This window comes from Pyxidicoccus sp. M6 (assembly GCF_055568925.1).
On the sequence record NZ_CM145714.1, the window covers coordinates 11419694 to 11441125 of the forward strand.

Annotated in this window: 17 protein-coding genes; 8 read left to right on the plus strand and 9 right to left on the minus strand. The window is 70.7% G+C overall.

The window, feature by feature from the left end; genetic code table 11:
* Window positions 1-5 precede the first annotated feature (5 nt).
* The 6 genes from ACVTJA_RS44845 to ACVTJA_RS44870 form a co-directional block, all read right to left on the minus strand.
* Complete coding sequence (locus tag ACVTJA_RS44845; protein WP_465830007.1) at window positions 6-1631, minus strand: caspase family protein; 1626 nt, start codon at window positions 1629-1631, stop codon at window positions 6-8.
* Window positions 1586-2302, minus strand: a complete 717-nt coding sequence (locus ACVTJA_RS44850; protein ID WP_465830008.1) for a zf-HC2 domain-containing protein — start codon at window positions 2300-2302, stop codon at window positions 1586-1588. Before ACVTJA_RS44850 ends, ACVTJA_RS44845 begins: the two co-directional genes overlap by 46 nt.
* Complete coding sequence (locus ACVTJA_RS44855) at window positions 2292-2807, minus strand: RNA polymerase sigma factor (RefSeq protein WP_465830010.1); 516 nt, start codon at window positions 2805-2807, stop codon at window positions 2292-2294. The genes ACVTJA_RS44850 and ACVTJA_RS44855 overlap by 11 nt, the downstream gene beginning before the upstream one ends.
* Before the next feature lie 136 nt (window positions 2808-2943).
* Window positions 2944-3399, minus strand: a complete 456-nt coding sequence (locus tag ACVTJA_RS44860) for a hypothetical protein (RefSeq protein WP_465830012.1) — start codon at window positions 3397-3399, stop codon at window positions 2944-2946.
* 68 nt (window positions 3400-3467) lie between these two features.
* Window positions 3468-4400, minus strand: a complete 933-nt coding sequence (locus tag ACVTJA_RS44865; protein WP_465830014.1) for a CHAP domain-containing protein — start codon at window positions 4398-4400, stop codon at window positions 3468-3470.
* A 67-nt stretch (window positions 4401-4467) separates the two neighbouring features.
* Complete coding sequence (locus ACVTJA_RS44870) at window positions 4468-10044, minus strand: hypothetical protein (RefSeq protein WP_465830016.1); 5577 nt, start codon at window positions 10042-10044, stop codon at window positions 4468-4470.
* Window positions 10045-10383: 339 nt separating this feature from the next.
* On the opposite strand from ACVTJA_RS44870, the gene sitA6 reads away from it, so the two are divergent.
* From sitA6 to ACVTJA_RS44895, 5 genes are all read left to right on the plus strand, one after another.
* On the plus strand, window positions 10384-11082 hold the full coding sequence (gene sitA6, locus ACVTJA_RS44875; protein ID WP_465830018.1) for a SitA6 family polymorphic toxin lipoprotein: 699 nt from the start codon (window positions 10384-10386) through the stop codon (window positions 11080-11082).
* Window positions 11079-11846 carry a SitI6 family double-CXXCG motif immunity protein gene (gene sitI6 / locus ACVTJA_RS44880; RefSeq protein WP_465830020.1) on the plus strand — a complete coding sequence of 256 codons (768 nt, stop codon included), beginning with the start codon at window positions 11079-11081 and terminating at the stop codon, window positions 11844-11846. The genes sitA6 and sitI6 overlap by 4 nt, the downstream gene beginning before the upstream one ends.
* Before the next feature lie 394 nt (window positions 11847-12240).
* A complete protein-coding gene (locus tag ACVTJA_RS44885) occupies window positions 12241-12753 on the plus strand; it encodes a GNAT family N-acetyltransferase (RefSeq protein WP_465830022.1) in 513 nt (170 codons plus the stop codon).
* 120 nt (window positions 12754-12873) lie between these two features.
* Window positions 12874-13089 (plus strand): hypothetical protein, encoded by a 216-nt coding sequence (locus tag ACVTJA_RS44890; protein WP_465830023.1) that lies wholly within the window; start codon window positions 12874-12876, stop codon window positions 13087-13089.
* 31 nt (window positions 13090-13120) lie between these two features.
* Entirely contained in the window at window positions 13121-13867 is a 747-nt protein-coding gene (locus tag ACVTJA_RS44895; RefSeq protein WP_465830025.1) for an endonuclease III domain-containing protein, read from the plus strand.
* Between the two features lie 18 nt (window positions 13868-13885).
* Here the strand turns inward: ACVTJA_RS44895 and ACVTJA_RS44900 are convergent, their stop codons facing one another.
* On the minus strand, window positions 13886-15169 hold the full coding sequence (locus ACVTJA_RS44900) for a phospholipase D-like domain-containing protein (RefSeq protein ID WP_465830027.1): 1284 nt from the start codon (window positions 15167-15169) through the stop codon (window positions 13886-13888).
* Window positions 15170-15312: 143 nt separating this feature from the next.
* Between ACVTJA_RS44900 and ACVTJA_RS44905 the strand changes: the two genes are divergently transcribed.
* Both ACVTJA_RS44905 and ACVTJA_RS44910 read left to right on the plus strand, forming a co-directional pair.
* Window positions 15313-17652 carry an acyl-CoA dehydrogenase family protein gene (locus tag ACVTJA_RS44905; protein WP_465830028.1) on the plus strand — a complete coding sequence of 780 codons (2340 nt, stop codon included), beginning with the start codon at window positions 15313-15315 and terminating at the stop codon, window positions 17650-17652.
* 66 nt (window positions 17653-17718) lie between these two features.
* Entirely contained in the window at window positions 17719-18231 is a 513-nt protein-coding gene (locus ACVTJA_RS44910; protein WP_465830029.1) for an ester cyclase, read from the plus strand.
* 7 nt (window positions 18232-18238) lie between these two features.
* On the opposite strand, the gene ACVTJA_RS44915 is transcribed toward ACVTJA_RS44910, so the two are convergent.
* Complete coding sequence (locus ACVTJA_RS44915; protein ID WP_465830030.1) at window positions 18239-18862, minus strand: hypothetical protein; 624 nt, start codon at window positions 18860-18862, stop codon at window positions 18239-18241.
* 151 nt (window positions 18863-19013) lie between these two features.
* On the opposite strand from ACVTJA_RS44915, the gene ACVTJA_RS44920 reads away from it, so the two are divergent.
* Window positions 19014-20444 carry a M48 family metalloprotease gene (locus ACVTJA_RS44920; protein WP_465830032.1) on the plus strand — a complete coding sequence of 477 codons (1431 nt, stop codon included), beginning with the start codon at window positions 19014-19016 and terminating at the stop codon, window positions 20442-20444.
* Window positions 20445-20541: 97 nt separating this feature from the next.
* On the opposite strand, the gene ACVTJA_RS44925 is transcribed toward ACVTJA_RS44920, so the two are convergent.
* Window positions 20542-21336, minus strand: coding sequence for a hypothetical protein (locus ACVTJA_RS44925; protein WP_465830034.1), 795 nt, complete (start codon window positions 21334-21336; stop codon window positions 20542-20544).
* Window positions 21337-21432: the final 96 nt, after the last annotated feature.

A 21432-nucleotide genomic window follows, 5' to 3' on the forward strand; every position in this document is an offset into this window, starting at 1 on the left:
CCTTCTCACCACCGCAGCCCCATGCCGGCCGCGGCCATCCCCTTCACCGGCGTGCGCTTCTCCTCCGGCCCCGTCGACGACTGGGTGCGCATCCACGACGTCCGCACCCCCGCCTCCGCGCCCACGAAGAAGCCCCACCACGGCAGGTGCAGGTCCGCGCGCAGCACCGTGTCCAACTGCGGTACCACCTGCCAGCGCCTCGGCGCCTGCCGGCCGGAGAACCTCTCGAGGAACCGCTGGTCCACGTACGCGGCCCCCAGCCTCGCGCCGCCCGACAGGGAGAAGGGCCCCACGTCGAACACCTTCCGCGCCCCCACCCGGAGCGCCCCGAACGAGAGCCGCCGCTTGAGGCTCACATTGTCGGTGTAGCCCGAGTGTGCCCCCTCCAGCTCCGTGTCCAGTGTCAGCGCCGACGTGTCCAGCGACACCTGCACCGCGCCGGATGGAAAGAAGGGGAAGTCCTCCAACAGGCTCGGCGTCGCCCGGCTCCACAGGCCCACCGTCCACGTACTCCCACCGCTCCCTCCCTTGCGCACGAGCTGGTCCAGCTCCACCACGCTCCACGACGCCTTCGCCAGCTCCAGCGGCTGGCCCTCCCCCGCGACGACGCGCGCCTCGCGCAGCCGGTCCGGCAGGCGGTGCTGCACGAAGTACGTGCCCGGCACCAGCCGCGCCGTGCGCGCCTCGTGGGAGATGCCGGCCTCCAGCACCACCGGCCCGTCACGCCCGCCCTGCCGGAAGTAGTACTGCCCCGCTGTCTCCAGCCGTACCGCCGCCAGCCCCTGGTTGCGCCCCGGCCGCGTGAGCACCAGCTCCGAGCGCCCCTTCAACTCGTACAGGTACGTGGGGTGCTGCACCCCGCCCAACGTGGCGACGGTGCTCGCCACCGTGCGGTCCGCGGCGTACTGGTATGCCTCCGCGAGACTGACGAGCCCGTCCGCACTGGTGTCCGCCACGCCGCGCAGCGCGGCCACCAGGTGGTGCGTGAAGAACGAGCCCTGCAACGAGTCCGACTCCTGCGCGCTCTCCCCCGCGGCGGACGAGGACAGAATCGCGAAGCCCTCGGGCAGCCCATGAGACTCCACGTCCGGAGGCAGCGCGAAGGGCGCCGCCAGCTTCGTCCCCTTCACGCGCGTGGCCTGCCCGGAGCGGCACGCATCCACCACCAGCAGTCGCGCGGCGGCGGAGGAGCCGGACGTCAGGTTGCGCAGCTCCTCCCACGGCAGCAGCGTGCCGCCCAGGTGCAGCGACTCCGCGTCCGCGTGGCCCGAGTAGAAAACGAGCAGCACGCTGGAGCGGTCATGCGCCACCTCCTCGCGGATGCGGGCATTCGTCCGTGCCAGCGCGGTGCGCACGCGGTCCGCGCTGGGGTCCGTGAGCACGGTGACGTTCTCCTGCGGGAAGTCCCCCAGGGTGACGAGCACCTCGCGCAGCCGCTCCGCGTCCCGCCCGGCGAAGTAGAGGCGCGGCTCGTCCGCGTTGCCCTTGTGCGCGCCCACCAGCAACGCGTAGCGCGCCTCGCTCGCATGCGCGGCCACGGGCAGCAAGGCGAGCAGCACACCGAGCCACAGTGAAGCCACGCGCGTCATGGCGTCCCAGCCATGCCCCAGTCGTAGACGCGCACCCTGCATACCTCCTCGGGCGGCACGCCGCGCGGAGGCTTCTCCCTGCACGCCATGAAGCGCATCCGCGTGCGTCCCTCGGGAGTAATGGTGATTCCCATGGGCAGCCAGCCGCCCTGGGGCGCGAGCCCCTCGAAGTACGGGGTCCATTGTCCTTCCTCGTCGCCCTGGAGGATGAGCCATGTGGACGCCTCCGCGCCCTGCACGCGCAGGCGCAGCCGGTCTCCCGCCCGCAGCCCCGCCACCTCCTCGGCGGAGATGCCGTTGACCACGAGCGCCCCCTCGCGCGCAACCGCGACGTCCAGCGACACGGAGCCCTTCAGCGTCCCGCCAGGGCGCTCCACCGAAGAGGTCGGGCGTACCGCGAGGAACACCCCCACCGCCAACGCGGGCACGGCGGCGAAGGCGGGCACCCACTGCCACCAGGCCCGACGCGCCGGGCGCGAGGGCACGGCCGAGGCCGCCGCGAGCACCGCCTCCGGCACCTTCTCGAAGGCCGCCGCGCGCGCCTGGGCATGCTCCGCGTCCACGCGCTGCTTGCAGGAGGCGCAGGAAGCGAGGTGCGCCTCGGCGGGCGCGCGCTCCTCGGGGGACAGCAGCCCGAGCACCACCTGCGAGACGCGCCACCCGGACAGGCAGTCCGGGGACACCTTGGACCTGGGAAACGGCTCAGCCACCATGGCCTGCTTCCTTTCTGCGCTCGCCTCGCAGCATGAATTCGGCGTGGGCGCGGAACTTCTCCAAGCGGCGGCCCACGGTGCGGCGCGGGACGCCGAGCAGCCCGGCGATTTCCTCGTGCTCCATGCCGTGGATGAAGTAGCAGGCCGCAATCTGCGCCTGCTCCGGGTCCGCCTCGGCCAGCACCTTGCGCAGCGCCAGCCCGTCCTCGGGCGAGTGCGGGCTGCGCGGCTCCTCGTCCGGCAGGTGCGCGTCGTGCAGCCCCTTGCGCCGGCGCGCGTCGCGCAGCCGGTTGAGGGCGAGGTTGGTGCTGGTGCGGTAGAGGAAGGCGGCCGTGTCCTGCTCGTTGCCGCTGCGCTCGCGGTGCTGAAGGAAGCGGATGAAGGCCTCCTGCGCGACGTCCTCGGCGGCCGCGGGCTCACCGAGGATGCGCAGCGCACAGCCGCGCACCAGCGCCACGTGGCGCCGATAGAGCGTGGAGATGTCGGCCTGGGAGATGGGAGTCATGACGCCGCACCCTGAAGACACCGGGGCGCGAATCCGCGGACACCCGAGCATGAAAACAGCGCCGCCCGGCGTCCGTCACAGGAGGCGGTGTGGGGGCACCACCTCGCTGGCGGGCGGCCGGGCGGGAAGCGGAGGTTCAGTCGTCGCGGTGGGCGTGGCCCTTCTTCTTCCCCCGGCCATGGCCATGGCCGTGGTCGTCGTCGTCCCAGTCGTCGTCGTCATCGTCCCAGTCGTCGCGACGGGCCTTCACCTTGTCGTTCACCTTGAGCAGGTTGCGCGTGTAGGCGTCGTAGTCCAGGTGCAGGTGGCCCTTCGCGGGGCCGGGGCCGAAGACCTTGAACTTCACCTTCCACACGTCATTGCCGGTGCGGTGGGCGTCCTGCAGCCGGCACTCGTAGCGGCGCGAGCGGCACTGGCCGAAGCCCAGGTCCACGGCCTCGTTGTAGGACATGGCCGAGGGACGCGAAGGAGGTGGGGGTGGAGGCGGTGGAGGAGGCTGCGGGCGCGGCGCGGGACGCGGCAGCGGCCGCGTGTGCACGACACAGCCCGGGGCGAGGAGCAGACCACCAACGAGCAGGAGGGCGATTCGCATGTCGCGTATGACGCCCCAGCGCCGCTTCTCTTCAAAGCCACGCCGGGTGTGGGCGCCCTACTGGAAGGTTACAGGCCCTCAGGGGAGGCGAACGCGGCGAACAGCTCTCCGGCCAGGTAGGCGCGGGTGCCCTTGCTGGCGGGACGGATGTAGTCGTTGAGGATGGGCCCGCCGCCGCGGAGCTGGTGCGTCGCGGGAGCGGACAGGTTGAGACGCCCGCGCGCCACGCCCTTGCCGCCGCGATGGATGAAGGTGACAGTGCCGTCCGCGTCCACCGACTCGACGACGCCGATGTGCGTCATGCCGTCGTTGCGCCGGCCGTCGCGGTTGCGGTCATACGTCTCGCGGAAGAAGACGAGGTCCCCCGGGCGCGGCGCCGTGTGGTGCACGGTGCCCACGTCCAGCGCGCGGCGGAAGATGGCGGACACGGCGTTCTCCCCGGCGAGGAAGCCGTGGGCCACCAAATCGATACCCGCCGCGAGGTACGCGAGGCGCACGAAGCCCGAGCAGTCATTCGGCACGCCGCGACTGACTCGGCCCAGGTTGCGCTCACCGACGAGCTGGATGGAGCGCTGGACGATGGAGCGCCCCAACTCCGTGGGAGACAGCAGCTCGTCCCAGAAGCGGCCCGTGGTGCTGGCCGGGCCCGTCACCAGGCTCGCGGCCTGGAGCGCGGCGGCAATCACGCCCGACGCCACCAGCTTCACCTTCTCCGGCGGAGCGACCTCGGGCGTGGCGGCCGGCTCCACCGGGGCCTCGCGCACCATGGCCGGGACCGACGACGCGGGCGCCTCCACCGTGGCCACCGTCACCAGGCCCGCCTGCCCACCCTCCGCGTAGGAGTCGGCGGCCATCGCCGGCACCGCCTCCAGCGCGGGCGCCGTCACCGCCGCGGGCGCCGTGGCCACCGGAGGCTCCGCCGCACGGGACTTCACGGTGGCACAGCCCACGAGGGCACACAGGGGGATGGCGGCGAGCAGGCGCAGGCGAAGCAACAGCACTCCTCCGGGGGTTGTTGGGGCTGCATTCAATCCCACCTCCCGGGCCTGTCGCCAAGAACTCTCCGTGTCATCCCTCCCAGGTGGAGAGCAGCTCTCTCACCCGTGCATACCTCTGGAGGAGGGCGGCGCGGTACGCACTGAGCATCACCATGGAGCCGATGACGAGCATCCCCAGCATGAACAGCGACGCGGCGGCGATGCGGTGGTCCCTCATGCCGAAGCGCACGAGGTTGGCGGCGATGCACGTCACCAGGAACGCGGTGCCCAGGTACACGTACGAGCGGATGCGCAACGCGATTCCGAAGCCCACACCCACCACGCACAGCACCACGCACAGGAGCATGGAGCCGCCGTCGCTGAACATGAGCGGCTTCCATGCCCCCGCCACGTAGATGCCGGTGACGGCCACCGCGCGCAGCCGCTCGTAGGTGTCCTGCTCGATGGAGGCGCGGAACACGCGCAGCAGCGCGAGCAGCGAGAGGCCCGCGGGGATGACGTAGTACTGCGGCTCGCCGGCGCCGGTGCCCTGCCACACCAGGAGCAGCGCCGCGTTGAAGGCCACCACCGACGCCAGCGACGCCGTGCCCCGGCGCGCCGGGTCCATGCCCAGCGCGGCGAAGTGGGCGGCGTGGCCCACGAGCAGCGCGGCCACCTGCAGCGGCTCGTGCCACGGCGCGCAGAGCAGGCCCGCCATCGGGAAGAGGAACGCGCCCACCAGCGCGGCCCGGCGGAAGGCCTTCAGGCCCGCGCCCTCGCGTTGAACGAAGAAGTAGAGGCCGGTGAAGAGGGCGCCGCCCACCAGTGCGGCGAGGCTGTCCGCGGGGCCGGGGTCATCGCCCATGCCCAGCATGCGTACGGACAGGTAGCCCAGCGCGAGCACGCCCTGCGCGAGGAAGGCGGACACCTCGTCCTCCTCCACGGCGGCGCGACGCACCAGCGCGAAGAGCAGCACGGCCAGCGACACGGTGGCCACCAGCGCCTCGCGCAGCGCGTCCCCGTTGGCGCCCAGCAGCGCCAGGCCCAGCAGCACCTCGGTGAGCGCGACGACGGTGAAGCCGTGTCCCACGCCCCGGCGCCACGGCTTCCCCGCCACGAACAGGGCCAGCGTCGCGAGCAACGCGCTGGCGGCGCCGAAGTACGGGAGGATGAAGTCCGCGCCCCGGCCCGACGAGTACACCGCGCCCAGGTGCATGACCACGCCGTGCGCGGCGGCCAACGACGCCAGCCAGCCCACCACCTCGCGCTCGCGGCGTCGCAGCACCACGGCCCACGCGGAGCCCAGCCCGAAGAGGAGGCACAGCGGCGTGCCCGCGTGCTTCAAGTCGCGCAGGCCCGCCAGTGACAGCAGCGACAGCGCCCAGCCGCCATGGTGCAGCGCCGCGCCCACGCGCACGCCGCGCCCGTCCAGCCACATGCCGGCGAGGCACAACAGCAGTCCCGTCCCGCTGACGACGGCGGGCGCCCACAAGGGCGGCACCATGGCGATGAGCGACAGGCCCAACAATCCGGTGGCCACGTTGGCCATCCACCGAGAGCGCGCCACCATGAGCACGCACGACGTGAGCGCGGCGCCCAGCGCCACGGGCAGCGCCAGCCCGCCCGGGCCCATGTCCAACAGCCGCCCCATCAGCAGCAGGCCCAGCGAGCCCGCGCCGCCCACCCACAGCGGCTCGCTCCACGTGCCGTCGAGCTCCGGAAGCACGCGGGCGAAGGCAGCGGTGAGCGCGCGCTGCACGCGGCCGGACTGGCACACGGCGGACAGCAGCGCCGCGCCGAGCGCCACTGCGACGATGGGCAGCCCCGCCTCGGGCCGCCACTCCAGGAAGTCGTAGGCGATGGCCTTCCCCACGGGCGCGAGCGCCAGGGCCAACACCGCGGGGGTGAGCAGCCAGCGCCGCGACAGCAGGAACGCGGCGACGGCGAGCACGCCGGCCAGCCCGGCCAGGTGCGGCGGCGAGGGCAACGTCAGCACCGGCAGCACCGCGAAGGTGAGCGCCGTGAAGACGACCGCGGTCCGCAGCGTCTTGTCCGGCTCACACCGGAAGAAGGCCCACAGCGCGGCGGGGCGGTGGTACTCCGCGAGGGCGAGCGCCAACAGCAGACCCGTGACGACGGGCCGCGCCTCAGGCACGAAGATGAGGAACAGCGCGGCGCCGCAGACGCGGAGGAAGGGACGCGGCCCGGGCATCAGCGCCAGCGAGGCGGTGAGGAAGTACAGGTGTCCGGAGCCCTCCCACGGCGGCAGCAGCAGCACCGGCGTCACCACCGCGAGCGCGACCTGCATCCACCTGGACAAATCGCGCCGGGGCTTCTCCTCCGACGAGCGCAGCAGCAGCGAGGCCACGGCCGGGACGTGCTCCACCGCGCGCACCACGGCCAGGGCCACCAACGGCAGGAACTGCGTCCACGCGGGCGGAGTCCTACCCACCACGACGATGCCCACCACCGTGTAGGGCACCATGAGGGCGGCGAAGAACGGCATCCGGTTGGCGCGAGTCCACAGCAGCGGCAGCACCACCGTGCCCGCGACGAGCAGCGGCAGGCTCGCGTCATCCCACTCCATCACGGAGATGCTCAGCACGACGGCGGCGGCCAGCGTGGCGACCAGGGCGAAGCGCTGGCCTCCCGCGCCGATGCGCAGCACGGTGGGCACCTCCTCCAGCACCGCGAGGATGCTCAGCACGGTGGCCAGCGCCAGCAGCGCCACGGGGCCGACGGTGGAGAGAGCGACGGTGGCATACAGCGCGGCCATGCCGACACTGAAGCTCGCGGGCAGGGCACGCGCGGTGAGCAGCGCCGCGAGTGCCGCGGCGAGCATCAGGGACACATGGTGCCCCGCGCCCACCACTGCGGGGACCAACGGGAAGACGAGCGCCACCAGCGCCGCCGTGGTGGTGCTGGCGCTCCGGCCCCAGCGCACGGCGGAGAGTGAGGTGCCCAGCGACCAGAGCACGAACAGCACCGAGGACAGGGCCGGAGACATCCACCCGCCCCAGGGCTCGTAGACGTTATGGATGTCGGGGAGCAGCGCGGCGGCGGCCATGACGACGGCCAACGGCCGCACGGCGCGGAACGTGCGCGACGTCACTGCGACGGCGCCCGCCGCGGTGAGCACCACCAGCCCCAGCCCCGGCACCTCGGACGCAATGGCCCAGGGCAGCGCGAGCACGGCGTAGAAGACGGCGGGAACACCGAGCAACCGCGCCATCCCACCGCGCTCGCCCAGCACGGCGAGCCCCAGCGCGGCGACGGCGAGCGAGGGCGCCACGGCGTCCGAAGACACCTGGGCCGCCAGCTTCGGCACGGCCGCCACGGCGATGAACGCGGCGAACGCCATGGCCGCCGGACTCCGTGTGGCCCAGGCCGCGACGAGCGCCGCGATGCCGCACAGCACCACGCCCGTGACGGACAGCGCGCCACTGCTGATGACGCCCATGAGGAAGCCGAGGGACGCCACCACACCCACGACGGAGGCCAGCAGCCAGCGCGTGCGCGACGTGCACAGCAGGGCCACACCGGCGAGCACCAGCGCCAGCGCGCCGGACACGACGGAACCGCCTGCGGCGCCGAGCACGATGGAGGCATGGACGGGCAGCAGCAGCGCCAGCCCGGCGCCCACGGCCGTCAGGTAGAAGCGCTCCACCAGCAGGCCGGCGGTGAGGCACACCAGGCACAGGCCGAGCGCGCTCCAGAAGGCCGGGCGCGAGTCGGGGCCCGCCATGCCGTAGAAGGCGAACAGCGGGCTGGCGATGGCGGTGGCGCGCAGCAGCACCTCCGCGAAGGCGATGTCCTTCGCATTGCCCGTGCGCTCACCACGCCACAGCCGCGTCACCGCGAGCACGACACCGGCGGTGACGAAGGGCAGCGCGGACAGGGAGCCATACTGGAGGGGCAGCTTGTCGGCGACGGGGTAGCCGAGCTGGACCTTGAGCGCGTCGATGAAGCGCCTCACCGGGCCGGGGATGAGCTGCCCGCTGGAGGCATAGGCGAAGTACGTGCTCGCGTACGCGCCATACACCCAGGGCAGCCGCGCGAGCCCGCCGCGAGCCAGTGTCACCAGCGTCCACGTGAGCACGGCGGCGGTGAAGAAGAAGCCCGGTGGCGGAGCCGTCGCGGCGGCGGCCAGGGAGGCCACCTGGAGGGAGACGACACCGAGCGCCAGCGTGTCGGCGGTGCGCTCGGGAGGCAGCGTGCGGAAGCGCAGGGCCGTGGCGAGCATGAAGGCGACGAAAGGCGCGTAGGTGCCCGGCACGGGCTCCAGGTCCACGCCCACCAGCGCCACGTGCAGGCGCACGGAGTAGAGCGCGAAGAAGTAGAGCGGCGCGGCAATCGCGAAGACGAGCGCGGAGCCCTTGCGAGGCTCGGGAGTGGAGCGCAGCGAGAGGACGAAGAACAGCGCGCAGGGCAGGACGTTGAGCCACAGCGCGGCGCCACCGAGCTTCGCGGCGAGCGGAGCCAGCCCCATCATCAGCGTGCTCGCGGCGAGGAAGGCCTGCACGAGCGGCCGGGACGGAGCATCGAGGGCCCGAGCCGGCTTGCTGACGAGGACGGCGGCGACGCCGGACCACGCCAGCAACATGGGGATGAGCAGCAGCGGTCCCACGCCGCTGAACTGGAGCGCATCACCGAAGTCCAACGGCCCGAGCGCGATGCCCGCGAGCGGAGCGATGGCCGAGCCGATGATGCCGAGGATGTGGCCCTGGTCTCGCAGCGCCTCGCGCCGGGAGAGGAACGCCCCCCAGACGGAGAAGCCGGCGGAGATGCCCGCCGTCATGCCGAAGACGGTGAGCGAGCGCAGGCTGGAGGACATCCCCGCCCAGCTCTCGAAGACGAAGTAGAGGGTGCCCGAGAGGATGAGGAAGGCACCGACGAACCACATGATGCTCTCGTAGAGGAACGGCCTCCACACCCGGTTCCAGGTGGAGACCTCCTCGACGACGCGCGCGGTGACGCCGCGAGGTTGCGGAGGCTCCGCGTACGGCTCGGCTGGATTCGGAGGCAGCGGGAGCGGGGGACGCGGCAGGCCCGGCTTTCGGGTCGTCCGCCCGCGAGCCGGCTCTTCCCGCGAGTGGCTCTCCGTCGGCTCCTGCGCGGAAGCAGTGGCTTCACGCGAGCCATCAGTCGACTCCGAGGCAGGAGTCCCCTCTTCCGACTCCGAGGCAGGAGCCTCTGCTTCGGACGAACGAGCCTCCGCCGACTCCGGGGCAGGTACCTCGGCCTCTGGCTGGCGAGCCTCCACAGACTCGGAGGCAGAAGCGAAGGCCTCCGCCGTCTCCTCCGAACGCGACACCACCGGTTGCACGACAGGAGCCACGACTTCGGCCGAACCCGCCGCCTCGCCCCCCTCCTCGGTGCGAGCCACCGCCTCCACAGGAACGGGCACCGCCCCGCGCGCGTCGACAGGCATCTCCGTGAGCACGGCGAGGAGGATGCGCGCCTGGCGCTCGTACCGCTCGGAGATGAACCGGGCCACGTTGCGCGGGACCTCGGAGGTGTCCCAGCGCTTCAGCTCATCGAGCAGGAAGTGCACATGCGCGAGCTCGGCCTCCACGACGTCGCGCGGCCGCATCGTCATCGCGGTGCCGCACAGCGCGCAGTCATGGGCATTGCCGAGCCGTTCCTGCCGGCAGTCAGGGCAGTACATATCCCCCCTCTTGTTACAACGGACGTGCCACGGAGGATGCCCCGGAACGCGGGCGAGAAGAAGCCCGCCCCCCTCGGAGCCACAGTCCCAGGTGCGTCGCCCCGGTGGCACCTGTGCACCCGGCTGCACAACCGGTGCGCCGATTTGTTCCCAAGGGGGACGGTTCCAGAAACGGCAGCAGCGATTCCTCCTGGTGGAACCGGGTCAACTCCACGCCTGGCACCCCGGCACCACAGCATCCGCGAATGAATCTCGAATCGCATGGGCCTACGCGCTTTCCCTCATCCAGATACGGCATCGCGAGCCGGTAGGCTGACCGGATACTTCGCGGGGGGGACCATGCGGCTTTGGCTACTGCTACTCGTCGCAGCGCTGCAGGCGTGCGCCACCACGCCGACACACGAGCACTTGTACGACTCCACCGCCACGTGGGACGCGGCGGTCCATGATGACGAGGAGTGCAACGACTCGGACGAGGACAGGTGTCTTGTCCCTGCCTGCACGCCGAACGGATGCGGCCTCTACCGCTGCGAGGACCTGGAGCCGGCCCGTATTGTCCGTACACGGGGGGCATCGGCTGTAGGCCCGTCTGCGAACGCCCAGCGCAACTGGGGTAACAGCCAGGCCCTTCCAGGCGACACGCTGCCGGTGTTCGTCATCCAGTGGTATCGCCCCGAAGAACTCCCCAGCCAGAAGGAAACCGAGCGTCGGCTAACGCTATGGCGTCAGAGGCCGCACGAGCGGCACCACATTTTTCCCCAGGCGTTCAAGAGCTACTTCACGCGCAAGGGCATCAACATCCACCAGTGGACCCTGGTCATCGACGCGGCCGAACATGCCAGAGTCCACCGGCTGAAGGACCGGGGCCCCTGGAACACGGATTGGGACGACTTCATCACTCGTCACGGCAACAAGGCCACGAAGGCGATGATTTTCGAATTCGGCTCGTACCTCATTCAGAAGCACCACCTCTGGGGAATGCCAGCGACGTACTGGCAGACCTTCGAGTTGCCCCCGCTGCCGCCCACCAACCCATGACGCACTTCTACGTGATTGCTCGAAGCCCTGAGCCCACCTGGAGCAGCACCTATCGCGCCGAGCGTCGGTGGTCCCTGCCCGGCCTGGATGAGTGCCCCGGTTGTCGGGAGGGCTGGACCAGTCTCCTCACCTATCCAGCCGTAGACCTCTCGAAGCTGAAGGAGGCCAGCGAGCTTGCGGAACCCCGCCCCGCCTCGTTTGACGAGTACGTGCGACTCCGCGAACTGGTGCGTCCTTACCTCCCGCCAGGTGCGCCGCTGGAACCAGGAACGGAGCTCGGCCCGCTCGTTGGCTCAACTCGCGGCAGATGGGGCCCCTTCACCCTCGGGAATCTGGCAACGCTCTTTGTTCGTGAAGATGCGCTCCAGGCTCTCTCAGACCTACGCGGCATCGTGCCGTCCTGGCCGCAGTTCCGGCGCCCTCCCGTTCCTGCAGTCGCGGAGCTACAGCTACTCTCTCGGGGGCGGCTGTCGCCTGACTGCCTGCCACCAGACACCCCCGAGCCGTGCGCTGTATGCGGCTCCGCAGCGGTGGTGCTGCCACACCACTATTGGGTTGACCCGGATTCACTTCCAACAGACCTGGACGTGTTCCGGCTGCAGGGGCATCCGCATATCATCATCGTGAGCGAACGATTCGCCAACGTCGTTCGCTCCTGCGAGCCCAGCGACGTCGCGCTCAAGCTCCTCTCGACGTCCAGACCTCCAGGTATCCAGACACCAGAGCGCCTCCAAGGCAACGCAGCCATCATCATCCGGAGGTGAGCTCCCAGTCCGCGGCCTTCCGTGGTGCCCGGCGCGCGCTCCATGCACGAGGGCGGACTCTGCACCACGAATGCCGGCGCCGGACCGGCCTGCTTCAGGCTCGTGGCGCCCTCTTTCTGGCGGTGGAGGAGGAAGAATCCCGCTCGAAGTGAAGCAGCTTTGGGGAGAAGGCGCTCCTCCAGGGTACTCACTAGAGGAGCTTCGCCTGCTGGGTTCTCCTCCCGCTGCGCCCACGCTCAACAAAGCCCCGGTCCCACGAAACACGTCGGCACCCGACGGGAGCGCCAACCGCCCCAGCTTGCTCGGCCTCCGGCCTGCACAACCGGTGCGCTCCTGCACGCACCTCGCGCTGTCGCTGGCCCTCCGGCGCGGGCTGTGGAACGTTGCGGCTCCCATGACCACGAGCACGGAAACCCTGGTCCTCCGTCCCATCGAGCCTCGGGACGACGCGGCGGTGGCCTCCATCATCCGCGCGGTGATGCCGGAGTTCGGCGCGGACGGCCCTGGCTTCGCCATCCACGACCCCGAGGTCTCCACCATGAGCGCGGCCTACGCGCGCCCCCGTCACGCCTACTTCGTACTGGAGCGCGATGGCCGGGTCATCGGCGGCGCCGGCATCGCCCCGCTGGAGGGCGGAGAGAATGGCGTCTGCGAGCTGCGCAAGATGTACTTCCTCCCCGAGGCCCGGGGCCTGGGCGCGGGCGAGCGCATGCTGCGCCGCTGCCTCGACTTCGCGCGCGAGGCGGGCTTCAAGACCTGCTACCTGGAGACGCTCGCGGGGATGAAGCAGGCGCAGAAGCTCTACAAGCGCATCGGCTTCCAGTCCCTCTGCGCGCCCATGGGGAAGACGGGGCACTTCGGCTGCGACAACTGGTACGCGCTGGACCTGACGAAGCCCGCCGCCTGACCTCACAGGTCCTCTGTCCGCGAGCAGCCCCTCGCTCCCCTGCCCCACCAGCGGGCCAGGGAGCGAGCCCGGGCCACGTCCCGCCGCCGTCCCCACCTTTGGGGAACCAGGAGGCAGACCATGGCGAAGAAGCAGGACAAGGGCCAGGAGCGGAGGAGCGAACCGGAGAGCCAGCCCCGCAAGGCGGACTCCGGAGATGTGTCGGGCCAGGGCCGCGAGCGCCGTGACGACACGGACGTCTACCCCGCCAACCGCAATGCGGGAGACTTCGGCACGCACGGTGGCCCGAACAAGAATCGGGAAGCGCGCTCGGATGACGCCGACACGGAGGAATAGCAGGGCCTCCACTCGGCGCGCCCCCTCGGAGGTGAGCGCGAGGACGGCCCGCCAGCCCCGGAAGCCGGAGTCCGCTCCGGCACCGGGCGTGGTGGCCGAGCCTCCGCCCCGCGAGGACAAGGCCCCCTTCGACATCGACGAAGTGCTCGGCCGCATCCGCGAGGAGGTCCGCCGCTACGCGGACGCCGCGATGTTCGCGCTCGCCGCGCACGGCCACGACACACTCTTCGAACAACTCATCGCGTGCATCCTCTCCATTCGCACACGGGACGAGGTGAGCCTGCCGGTGTCGCTCGCGCTGCTCGGCCGCGCCTCCACACCCGACGCCATGGCCCGGCTCACGCCGGACGAAATCGACGAAATCATCCAGCCCGTCACCTTCCACGAACCGAAGGCGCGACAGATTCACGCCATCGCCGTGCGAACGCGCGACGAGCTCAACGGCAAGCTGCCGTGTGACGCCCAGTTGCTCCAGTCCTTCAAGGGCGTGGGCCCCAAGTGCGCGCACCTCGCGCTCGGAATCGCCTGCGGGCACGAAGCCATCAGCGTGGACATCCACGTGCATCGCGTGACGAACCGCTGGGGCTACGTGCGCGCCCGCTCACCGGAGGCGACGCTGGAAGCGCTGGAGGCCCAGCTCCCGCGCGCGTACTGGGTGGAAATCAATCGGCTGCTGGTGCCCTTCGGAAAGCACGTGTGCACAGGCACGCGGCCGAAGTGCTCCACCTGCCCGGTGCTGAAGTACTGCCGCCAGGTAGGCGTAACGGACCATCGCTGAAGGAAGCGGGCGGGCCCGTTACCTGTCCCGACCCACGAGCTGCGTGCTCCGCCGGGCCAGGCGCCGCCACGGGTTGGTGCGGCCGCCGTTCTCCAGCGTGATTTCCTTCGAGTGGCGCAAGTCCTTCGCCCAGCACCGCTCCAGCTTCCGGACGAACTCCGGGTCGTTCATCACCAGCGAGCCCTCGCCGAGCTTGTTGAGCGACAGCACGTCCAGGTTGGTGGAGCCCACCACCGCGAGCCAGTCGTCCACGATGAGGGTCTTCGAGTGCATCATCGACGGCTGGTACTCGTAGATGCGCACGCCCGCGGCCAGCAGGCGCTCGTACGTGGAGCGCTGCGACGCGCGGATGATGGGCACGTCGTGGATGGGCCCGGGCCCGAGGACGCGAATCTCCACGCCCTGCCGGCACTTCTCCTCGAGCTGCTCCAGAATCGCATTGGGCGGGGTGAAGTACGCATTCGCAATCCACAGCCGCTCACGCGCGGCGGCGATGACGAGCCGGACCATGCGTTCCGCATCCGTGACGCCCAGCTTGCCCGCGCTGTCCACGAAGCCCGCGCTCGAAGGGCCGTCCGTCTCCTGGTCTTCGACTTCAGGGAAGGCGCTCGGAGGCAGCAGCCCGCCGCCGGACTCCTGCCAGTGGCGAGAGAAGGAGAGCTGCATGCGGCGCACCTCGGAGCCCTCGACGCGCACGTGGGTGTCGCGCCACTCCTCGGGCTTGAGGCCGTCGCCCTCCCAGACCTTCCAGATGCCGAAGCCGCCCGTGTAGCCAATGCGTCCGTCGATGACGACAATCTTGTTGTGCGTGCGCCCCAGGAGCCGGCCCAGCACCTTGCCCGCGAGCAGCCGGTAGTAGTGCACCTCCACGCCGGCCTTGGTGAGCCGCTTCTCCACCTGCAGGTCGAAGTCCTTGTCGCCCTTGACCTCCTCGCTGCCCACCGGGTCCACCACCACGCGGCACTGCACGCCCGCGCGGGCGCGCTCCACCAGCGCCTCGACGATGCGGTCCGACACGCCGCACGGCCGCCAGATGTAGACGAGGATGTGGACGCTCTGCTTCGCGTTGCGGATGTCCTCGACCATGCGGTCGAAGACCGTCCCGTTCTCCAGGAGCTCCAGCCTGTGGCCCGGAATCAGCCCCACGCCCACGGACTGGTAGAGCGCGAAGGAGAACCCCGTAGGCCCGGGTGGCAGGAAGAAAGGCCCCTGCATCTCGTGCTTCGCCCGCTCCCGGTCGCTGTCGAGGAAGTGGGCCCCGGCCTGCGGCAGCATCTCCTCCAGTTCCTGCATCTCGTCCATGCGCGGCAACGTGGGGACGCTTCCCTGCCCCTGACAATGTCACGCTCCCTCGCCTGCCCCACGAAAGAGCGCGCTCTCCCATTGCCGCACGGGGCGCGGCTGGCCAACATGCGCCCGTCCCCTCGCCTCCTGGAGAGCCGACCATGGTGGAAGACGCCCGTCCGACAGCGCACGAACTGCTCTCGCTCCCCCGCCTCGCGCCGCTCGTGCCCATGCTGTACGTCGCGTGGACGGACGGCGAACTGACCCACGAGGAGCTGCGCGCCCTCGGCGAGGCGGCCCGGCAGCAGCCCTGGCTCGACCTGCGCTCCAACGTGGTGCTGGCGCGCTGGCTGGACCCCGTCCTCCCGCCGAGCGCCGGTGAGCTCGCGGTGGTGCGCGAGCACATCCAACGCACCGCCGAGCAACTGTCCCATAGCGGTCAGCAGAGCCTCGCGGAGCTGGGCGCGCAGCTCGCGGAGGTGGCCACTGGCAGGGAAGGCCTTCCCGCGCCCATGCCCGAGCTGTCCCAGGCGCTGAAGCAGTTGGAGAAGTCCCTGGGCATCTCCAGTCGCGAGGCCGTGCGCTCCCTGGTGCCCTCTGCCCTGCCGGCGCCACCGCGCCACGGGCCCACCGAGACCACCTCCTTCGACCCGGAGGCGCTGCGCGCGGTGCTGGACCGCAAGTACCCCGAGGCCCGCAGCAAGGTCCGCGAGTGGCTGGAAGCCCCCGCGTTCCGCTACACGGACGCGCACGACAAGGACGCGTACAGGGACCGGGTGTTCGCGTGGCTGAAGGCGCTGGCGGACCAGGGGCTGGGCCGCATCGCCTACCCGGAAGGGAACGAGACGCGCGCGGACCTGGGCGCCTTCATCGCCGCCTTCGAGACGCTGGCCTTCTTCGACTTGAGCCTCGTGGTGAAGGCCGGCGTCCACTTCGGCCTCTTCGGCGCGAGCATCCTCTTCCTCGGCACGGAGCGGCACCACCGCGAGTACCTGCCCAAGGTCGCCACGCTGGAGCTGCCCGGCTGCTTCGCGATGAGCGAGCTGCGCCACGGCTCCAACGTGCGGGACGTGGAGACGTTGGCGCGCTACGACGCGGAGGCCGGCGAGTTCATCGTGCACACGCCCGAGGACGGCGCGCGCAAGGAGTGGATTGGCAACGCCGCGCGCCACGGGCGCATCGCCACGGTGTTCGCCCAGCTCGAGGTGGGCGGCAAGGCGCTGGGAGTCCACGCGCTGTTGGTGCCGCTGCGCGACGCGCACGGCAAGGTGCTGCCGGGAATCCGCATCGAGGACTGCGGCGAGAAGATGGGCCTCAACGGCGTGGACAACGGCCGCATCTGGTTCGACCACGTGCGCGTGCCGCGAGAGAACCTGCTGGACCGCTTCGGCCAGGTGGACGCGAAGGGCGAGTACCACAGCAGCATCCCGGGCGACTCGAAGCGCTTCTTCACCATGCTGGGCACGCTGGTGGCGGGCCGGGTGAGCGTGGCATGCGCGGCGCTGAGCGCGGCCAAGAGCGGCCTGACGATTGCCGTGCGCTACGGCGACATGCGGCGCCAGTTCGGCCCGGTGGGCGCGCAGGAGGTGCGGCTGCTGGACCACCAGACGCACCAACTCCGTCTCCTGAAGCCGCTGGCGAAGACCTACGCGCTGGACTTCGCGCTGGAGTACCTGGTGGAGTGCTACGTGAAGCGCACGGAGGACGACGCGCGCGAGGTGGAGGCGCTGGCGGCGGGCCTCAAGGCGTACGCGTCCTGGCACACCACGGCGGTGCTCCAGGAGGCGCGTGAGGCATGCGGCGGCCAGGGCTACCTCACGGCCAACCGGCTGCCAGCGCTGAAGGCGGACACGGACGTCTTCACGACGTTCGAGGGCGACAACACGGTGCTGATGCAGCTCGTGGCCAAGAGCCTGCTGACGGGCCACCGGCAGCGCTTCGAGGACGACCGCGTGCACGCGGTGCTGAAGCTGCTGGCGGACCGGGCCGCGGGGGTGGTGGAGCGAAACCCCTTCACCACGCGCCGCACGGACACGGAGCACCTGCGCGACGGCGACTTCCAATTGCGAGTGCTGCGCTACCGCGAGGAGGACCTGCTGGCCTCGGTGTCGCGCCGCCTGCGCAAGCGGCTGGGCGCGGGGGTGGAGGCCTTCGAGGCCTTCAACCAGTGCCAGGAGCACCTGCTCGCGCTGGCGCACGCGCACGTGGAGCGGCTGGTGCTGGAGCAGTTCCTCAAGGGCGTGGCGGCGGTGCAGGAGCCGGGGCTGAAGACGGTGCTGGGACGGCTGTGCGACCTCTATGGCCTGTCCTGCCTGGAGTCGGCCAGCGGCTGGTTCCTGGAGCACGGGCTTTTGGAGGGCTCCAAGGCGAAGGCCATCCGCAAGGAGGTGGAGCGGCTGTGCGCGGAGGTGCGGCCGGACGCGGTGGCGCTGGTGGACGCGTTTGGGATTCCGGACACCAGCCTCGCCGCGCCCATCGGTCTGGGCCGGCTGGCGCCATGAGGTGAACGGTTGCCCGCCCTGGGGCGCTGACGGACTTGCGTAGGCGTGCGCAGACTGCCGCGCGCCATGACACGACACGTGACGTTGTTGCTCTGTGCGCTGGGGTGGCTGTCCGGCTGCGCCACCCTGTCCCCCGTGGAGCGCGCCGCCGCGCTGGAGGAACAGAACAAGGAGCGCGCGCGGCAGCTCACCGAGGAGCTCTACAACCTCCGGAAGCTGGACCGCATCCCCGAGTACATCGCCCAGGACTTCGTGGACCACTCGCCCGGCGCGCCGCCGGAGGCCACGGGCCCGGCCCTCGTGCGCCAGCAGGCGGAGGCCAGCTTCCAGGCGTTCCCCGACCTCAAGTTCGACATCCTCCACCTCGTCGCCGACGGCGAAATGGTGGTGGTGCACTGGAAGGCCACCGGCACCGACCCCAAGAACCTGGACGAGGCCGGCAAGCCGAAGCCGCTCATCCTCGATGGCCAGTCGCTCTACCGCATGCGAGACGGCAAGGTGGTGGAGGCCTGGGACATCTCGGACCGGCTCTCCCCGCTCCTCCAGCGCGGCTACAAGGTGGTGCCTCCGAGGCCGTGACGCGCCGTCACTGCACGCCGGGCGCGCGGAACACCTCGCCGTCGCGCCCTTCCACCACGAGGCTCGCCGCGTCGGACGCATTCACCCGCAGCGCCACGCGCGGTTGGCCGCGCCGGTCCACCAGCAGCAGGTTGGGCGCGCCGTGCTCGTCCGCGCCCAGAATCGCGCGGGGCCGTCCGTCCGCATCCGCCAATTCCAGCCGCGACGAGCCGTCCACCTGGAGCCCCACCGAGAACAGGTCCGCGCCGCCCGGCTTGGACAGCGTCAGGCGCGGCGCCTCATCCGAGTACACGGTGAGCTCCGCGAGCGACTCGCCGCCCGCGGTGGAGAAGCGCAGCTTCGGCGAGCCATCCTCGCTCACCCCCAGCAGCGCGCGGGGCTTCCCCTCGCCGTCGCGCAGCACCAGCGACGCGTTGCCGTCCTCGTCCGAGCCCAGCGTGGCGCGCGTGCGTCCCTTCGCGTCCGTGAGCACCAGCCGCGAGGCCACCAGTTCCCCGGACGGCACCGCCGAGTCCCGCAGCGCCGCCGCGCCCAGCCCCAGTCCGGCCATCGCGAGCGCCACGAAGGTCAATCCCTGCCACCGCCGGCAGCGGCGCTCCAGTCGTTCCAGCCGAGCATCGAGCGTGTCCATCCGAGAGCCTCCTCCTGCCGTACAACCCCGAGAAGCTAACGAAAGTCCGGCCCGCCCGCGCGCCCTTCTGTCCGGCAGTGACACTGCATCCGTACCACCCGTGGTCCTCCCGGGCCCGCTGCCCTAAGTCCCCACCCTTCCAGGAGGTCTCATGGCCCTTCGACTCCGGGTGCTGCCCCTGTTGCTGCTCGCGCTGAGCGCGTGTGTGCGCAACCCCGCCACCGGCAAGCGCATGCTGTCCCTCGTGTCCCAGGACGAGGAAATCTCCCTCGGCAAGCAGGGCGCGCTGGACGTGAAGCAGTCCATCGGCCTCATCGACGACGCGAAGGTGCAGCAGTACGTGTCCTCGGTGGGCCTGCCCATGGCGAAGCGCTCGGAGCGGCCGGACCTGCCGTGGACGGTGCAGGCCGTGGATGACCCGGTGGTGAATGCCTTCGCGCTGCCGGGCGGCCCCGTCTTCGTCACGCGCGGGCTGCTCACCCACCTCAACTCGGAGGCGGAGCTGGCCTCGGTGCTGGGGCATGAAATCGGCCACATCACCGCGCGGCACTCGGTGCAGCAGCTCTCCAAGGCGCAGCTCGCGCAGGTGGGCCTCGTAGTGGGCAGCGTCCTCAGCGAGGACATCGCGAAGTTCGGAGGGCTCGCCGCCGTGGGCCTCCAGCTCCTCTTCCTCAAGTACGGCCGCGACGACGAGCGCCAGGCCGACGAGCTCGGCTTCCGCTACATGCTGGAGGGCGGCTACGACGTGCGCGAGGCGGCGGATGTCTTCGTCACCCTCGGCCGCGCGAGTGAGTCCTCGGGAAGCGCCCTGCCCTCGTGGCTGTCCACGCACCCCGACCCGGGGGAGCGCGTGGAGACGGCGAGACAGCGCGCCGAAGAGGCCAACGTGGACCCCAGCCGGCTGAAGCAGGGCCGCGAGGAGTACCTCGCCATCCTCCAGGGCATGGCCTACGGCGAGGACCCGCGCCAGGGCTTCTTCCAGGGCAGCCGCTTCCTCCACCCGGGTCTGCGCTTCCAGCTCACCTTCCCGCAGGGCTGGAAGACGGCGAACCAGACGCAGGCGGTGCTCGCCGTCAGCCCGAAGGAGGACGCCATCGTCGGCCTCACGGCGGCCGGCAAGGTGGCACCCGAGGAGGCGCTCCGGGCCTTCGTCACGCAGCAGGGCATGCAGGTGCTGGACACGCCGGCCACGGGCTATCCGCCGGGCTCGGTGTACTTCCAGGCGCAGACGGAGCAGGGCACCGTCCGCGGCGTCACTACCTTCCTCTCACATGGAGGCGCGACGCTGCAGCTCCTCGGCTACACGGGGGCGGCGCAGTTGCCTGCGTATGACGACGCCTTCCGAGCCACCTTCAGCAGCTTCGGCGAATTGACTGACGCGGCCGCGCTGAACGTGCAGCCCGCGCGAATCGAATTGGTGAAGCTGACCGCGCCCATGACGGTGAAGGAGTTTCACGAGAAGTACCCCTCCACCATTCCGCTGGAGGAAGTCGCCCTCATCAACGGCGTGCAGGCCGGGGACACACTGCCCGCGGGCCAGACGGTGAAGCGCGTCACCGGAGGTGTGAAGCCCTCACCTTGACTCGCGCTCCCCCACCCCATTCAGGAGGGAATGACGCCGAGGCGCGACGTCCCGGCCCCGGCGGAGGTCGCCCCTGACGGAACCTGCTTCCGCTGGCTCAGTTGTCGTAGCGCTCTACGTCGCCGCTGTCGTCGGTACCGTGGTCGATGTCGTCGGCGTCGATGTTGGCGCTGCGATTGATGGGGCGACCGCTGCCGAAGAGGAAGCCGAGCTTGAACTGGACGAAGCCGCCGCCAAAGCCAGACGCCATCTTGGAGTCGGTCTGGCTCGTATTGAACTCGCCGAGCACCGGCATGGAGACGCCTACCTCGGGCATGAGCCGGAAGCTCTGCGTCACGCGCAGCGCATAACCCACGGAGGCGCCCACGCTGAGGATGTTGACGGCGGCGCTCTCCTCCAGCGCGCTGCCGGACAGGCGGGTGCCGGTGATGCGAGGCCCGAGCACGAGCTCCGAGCCGCCGCTCGTCTTGAAGCCCACCAGCAGAGGCAGGGCCACGTTGACGTAGCTGAGGCTGGTGTTGTTGTCGTCCGTGGTCGACGTGTCCACGAACACGCCGGACACGGAGGGCGCCAGGGAGATGGCCATGTTCGGGTTGCGCGAGTCGGTCAGCAGGAACTTGCTCTGCAGCTCCACCAGGGAAGAGCCGAAGCGGACGCCGAGGTCCACGCTGTCGGACACGCCATAGCGCATCGAGAGGTCCACATGCGGGTAGTAGACGGAGTCGGTGCCCTCCTCACTGCTGATGACAGCCGCGCCGGCCACGCCGGGCTCGATGCCAAACTGGAACTTGCCCCGTCCCAGTGTGTCCGCCGTCTGCACCTGGCTCACGGAGACACAGCCGGACCCAAACACCAGGAGCAACGCGGCTCCCGCGACGACTCGACGCAACATGTTGGATTCCCCCTCGCACGCCAAGGCGCTCCGCAATGGAACGTGGCGAAGCCCTCGGACGTCGAACGGAACCGGACATTCACCCGGGTTTCCGGA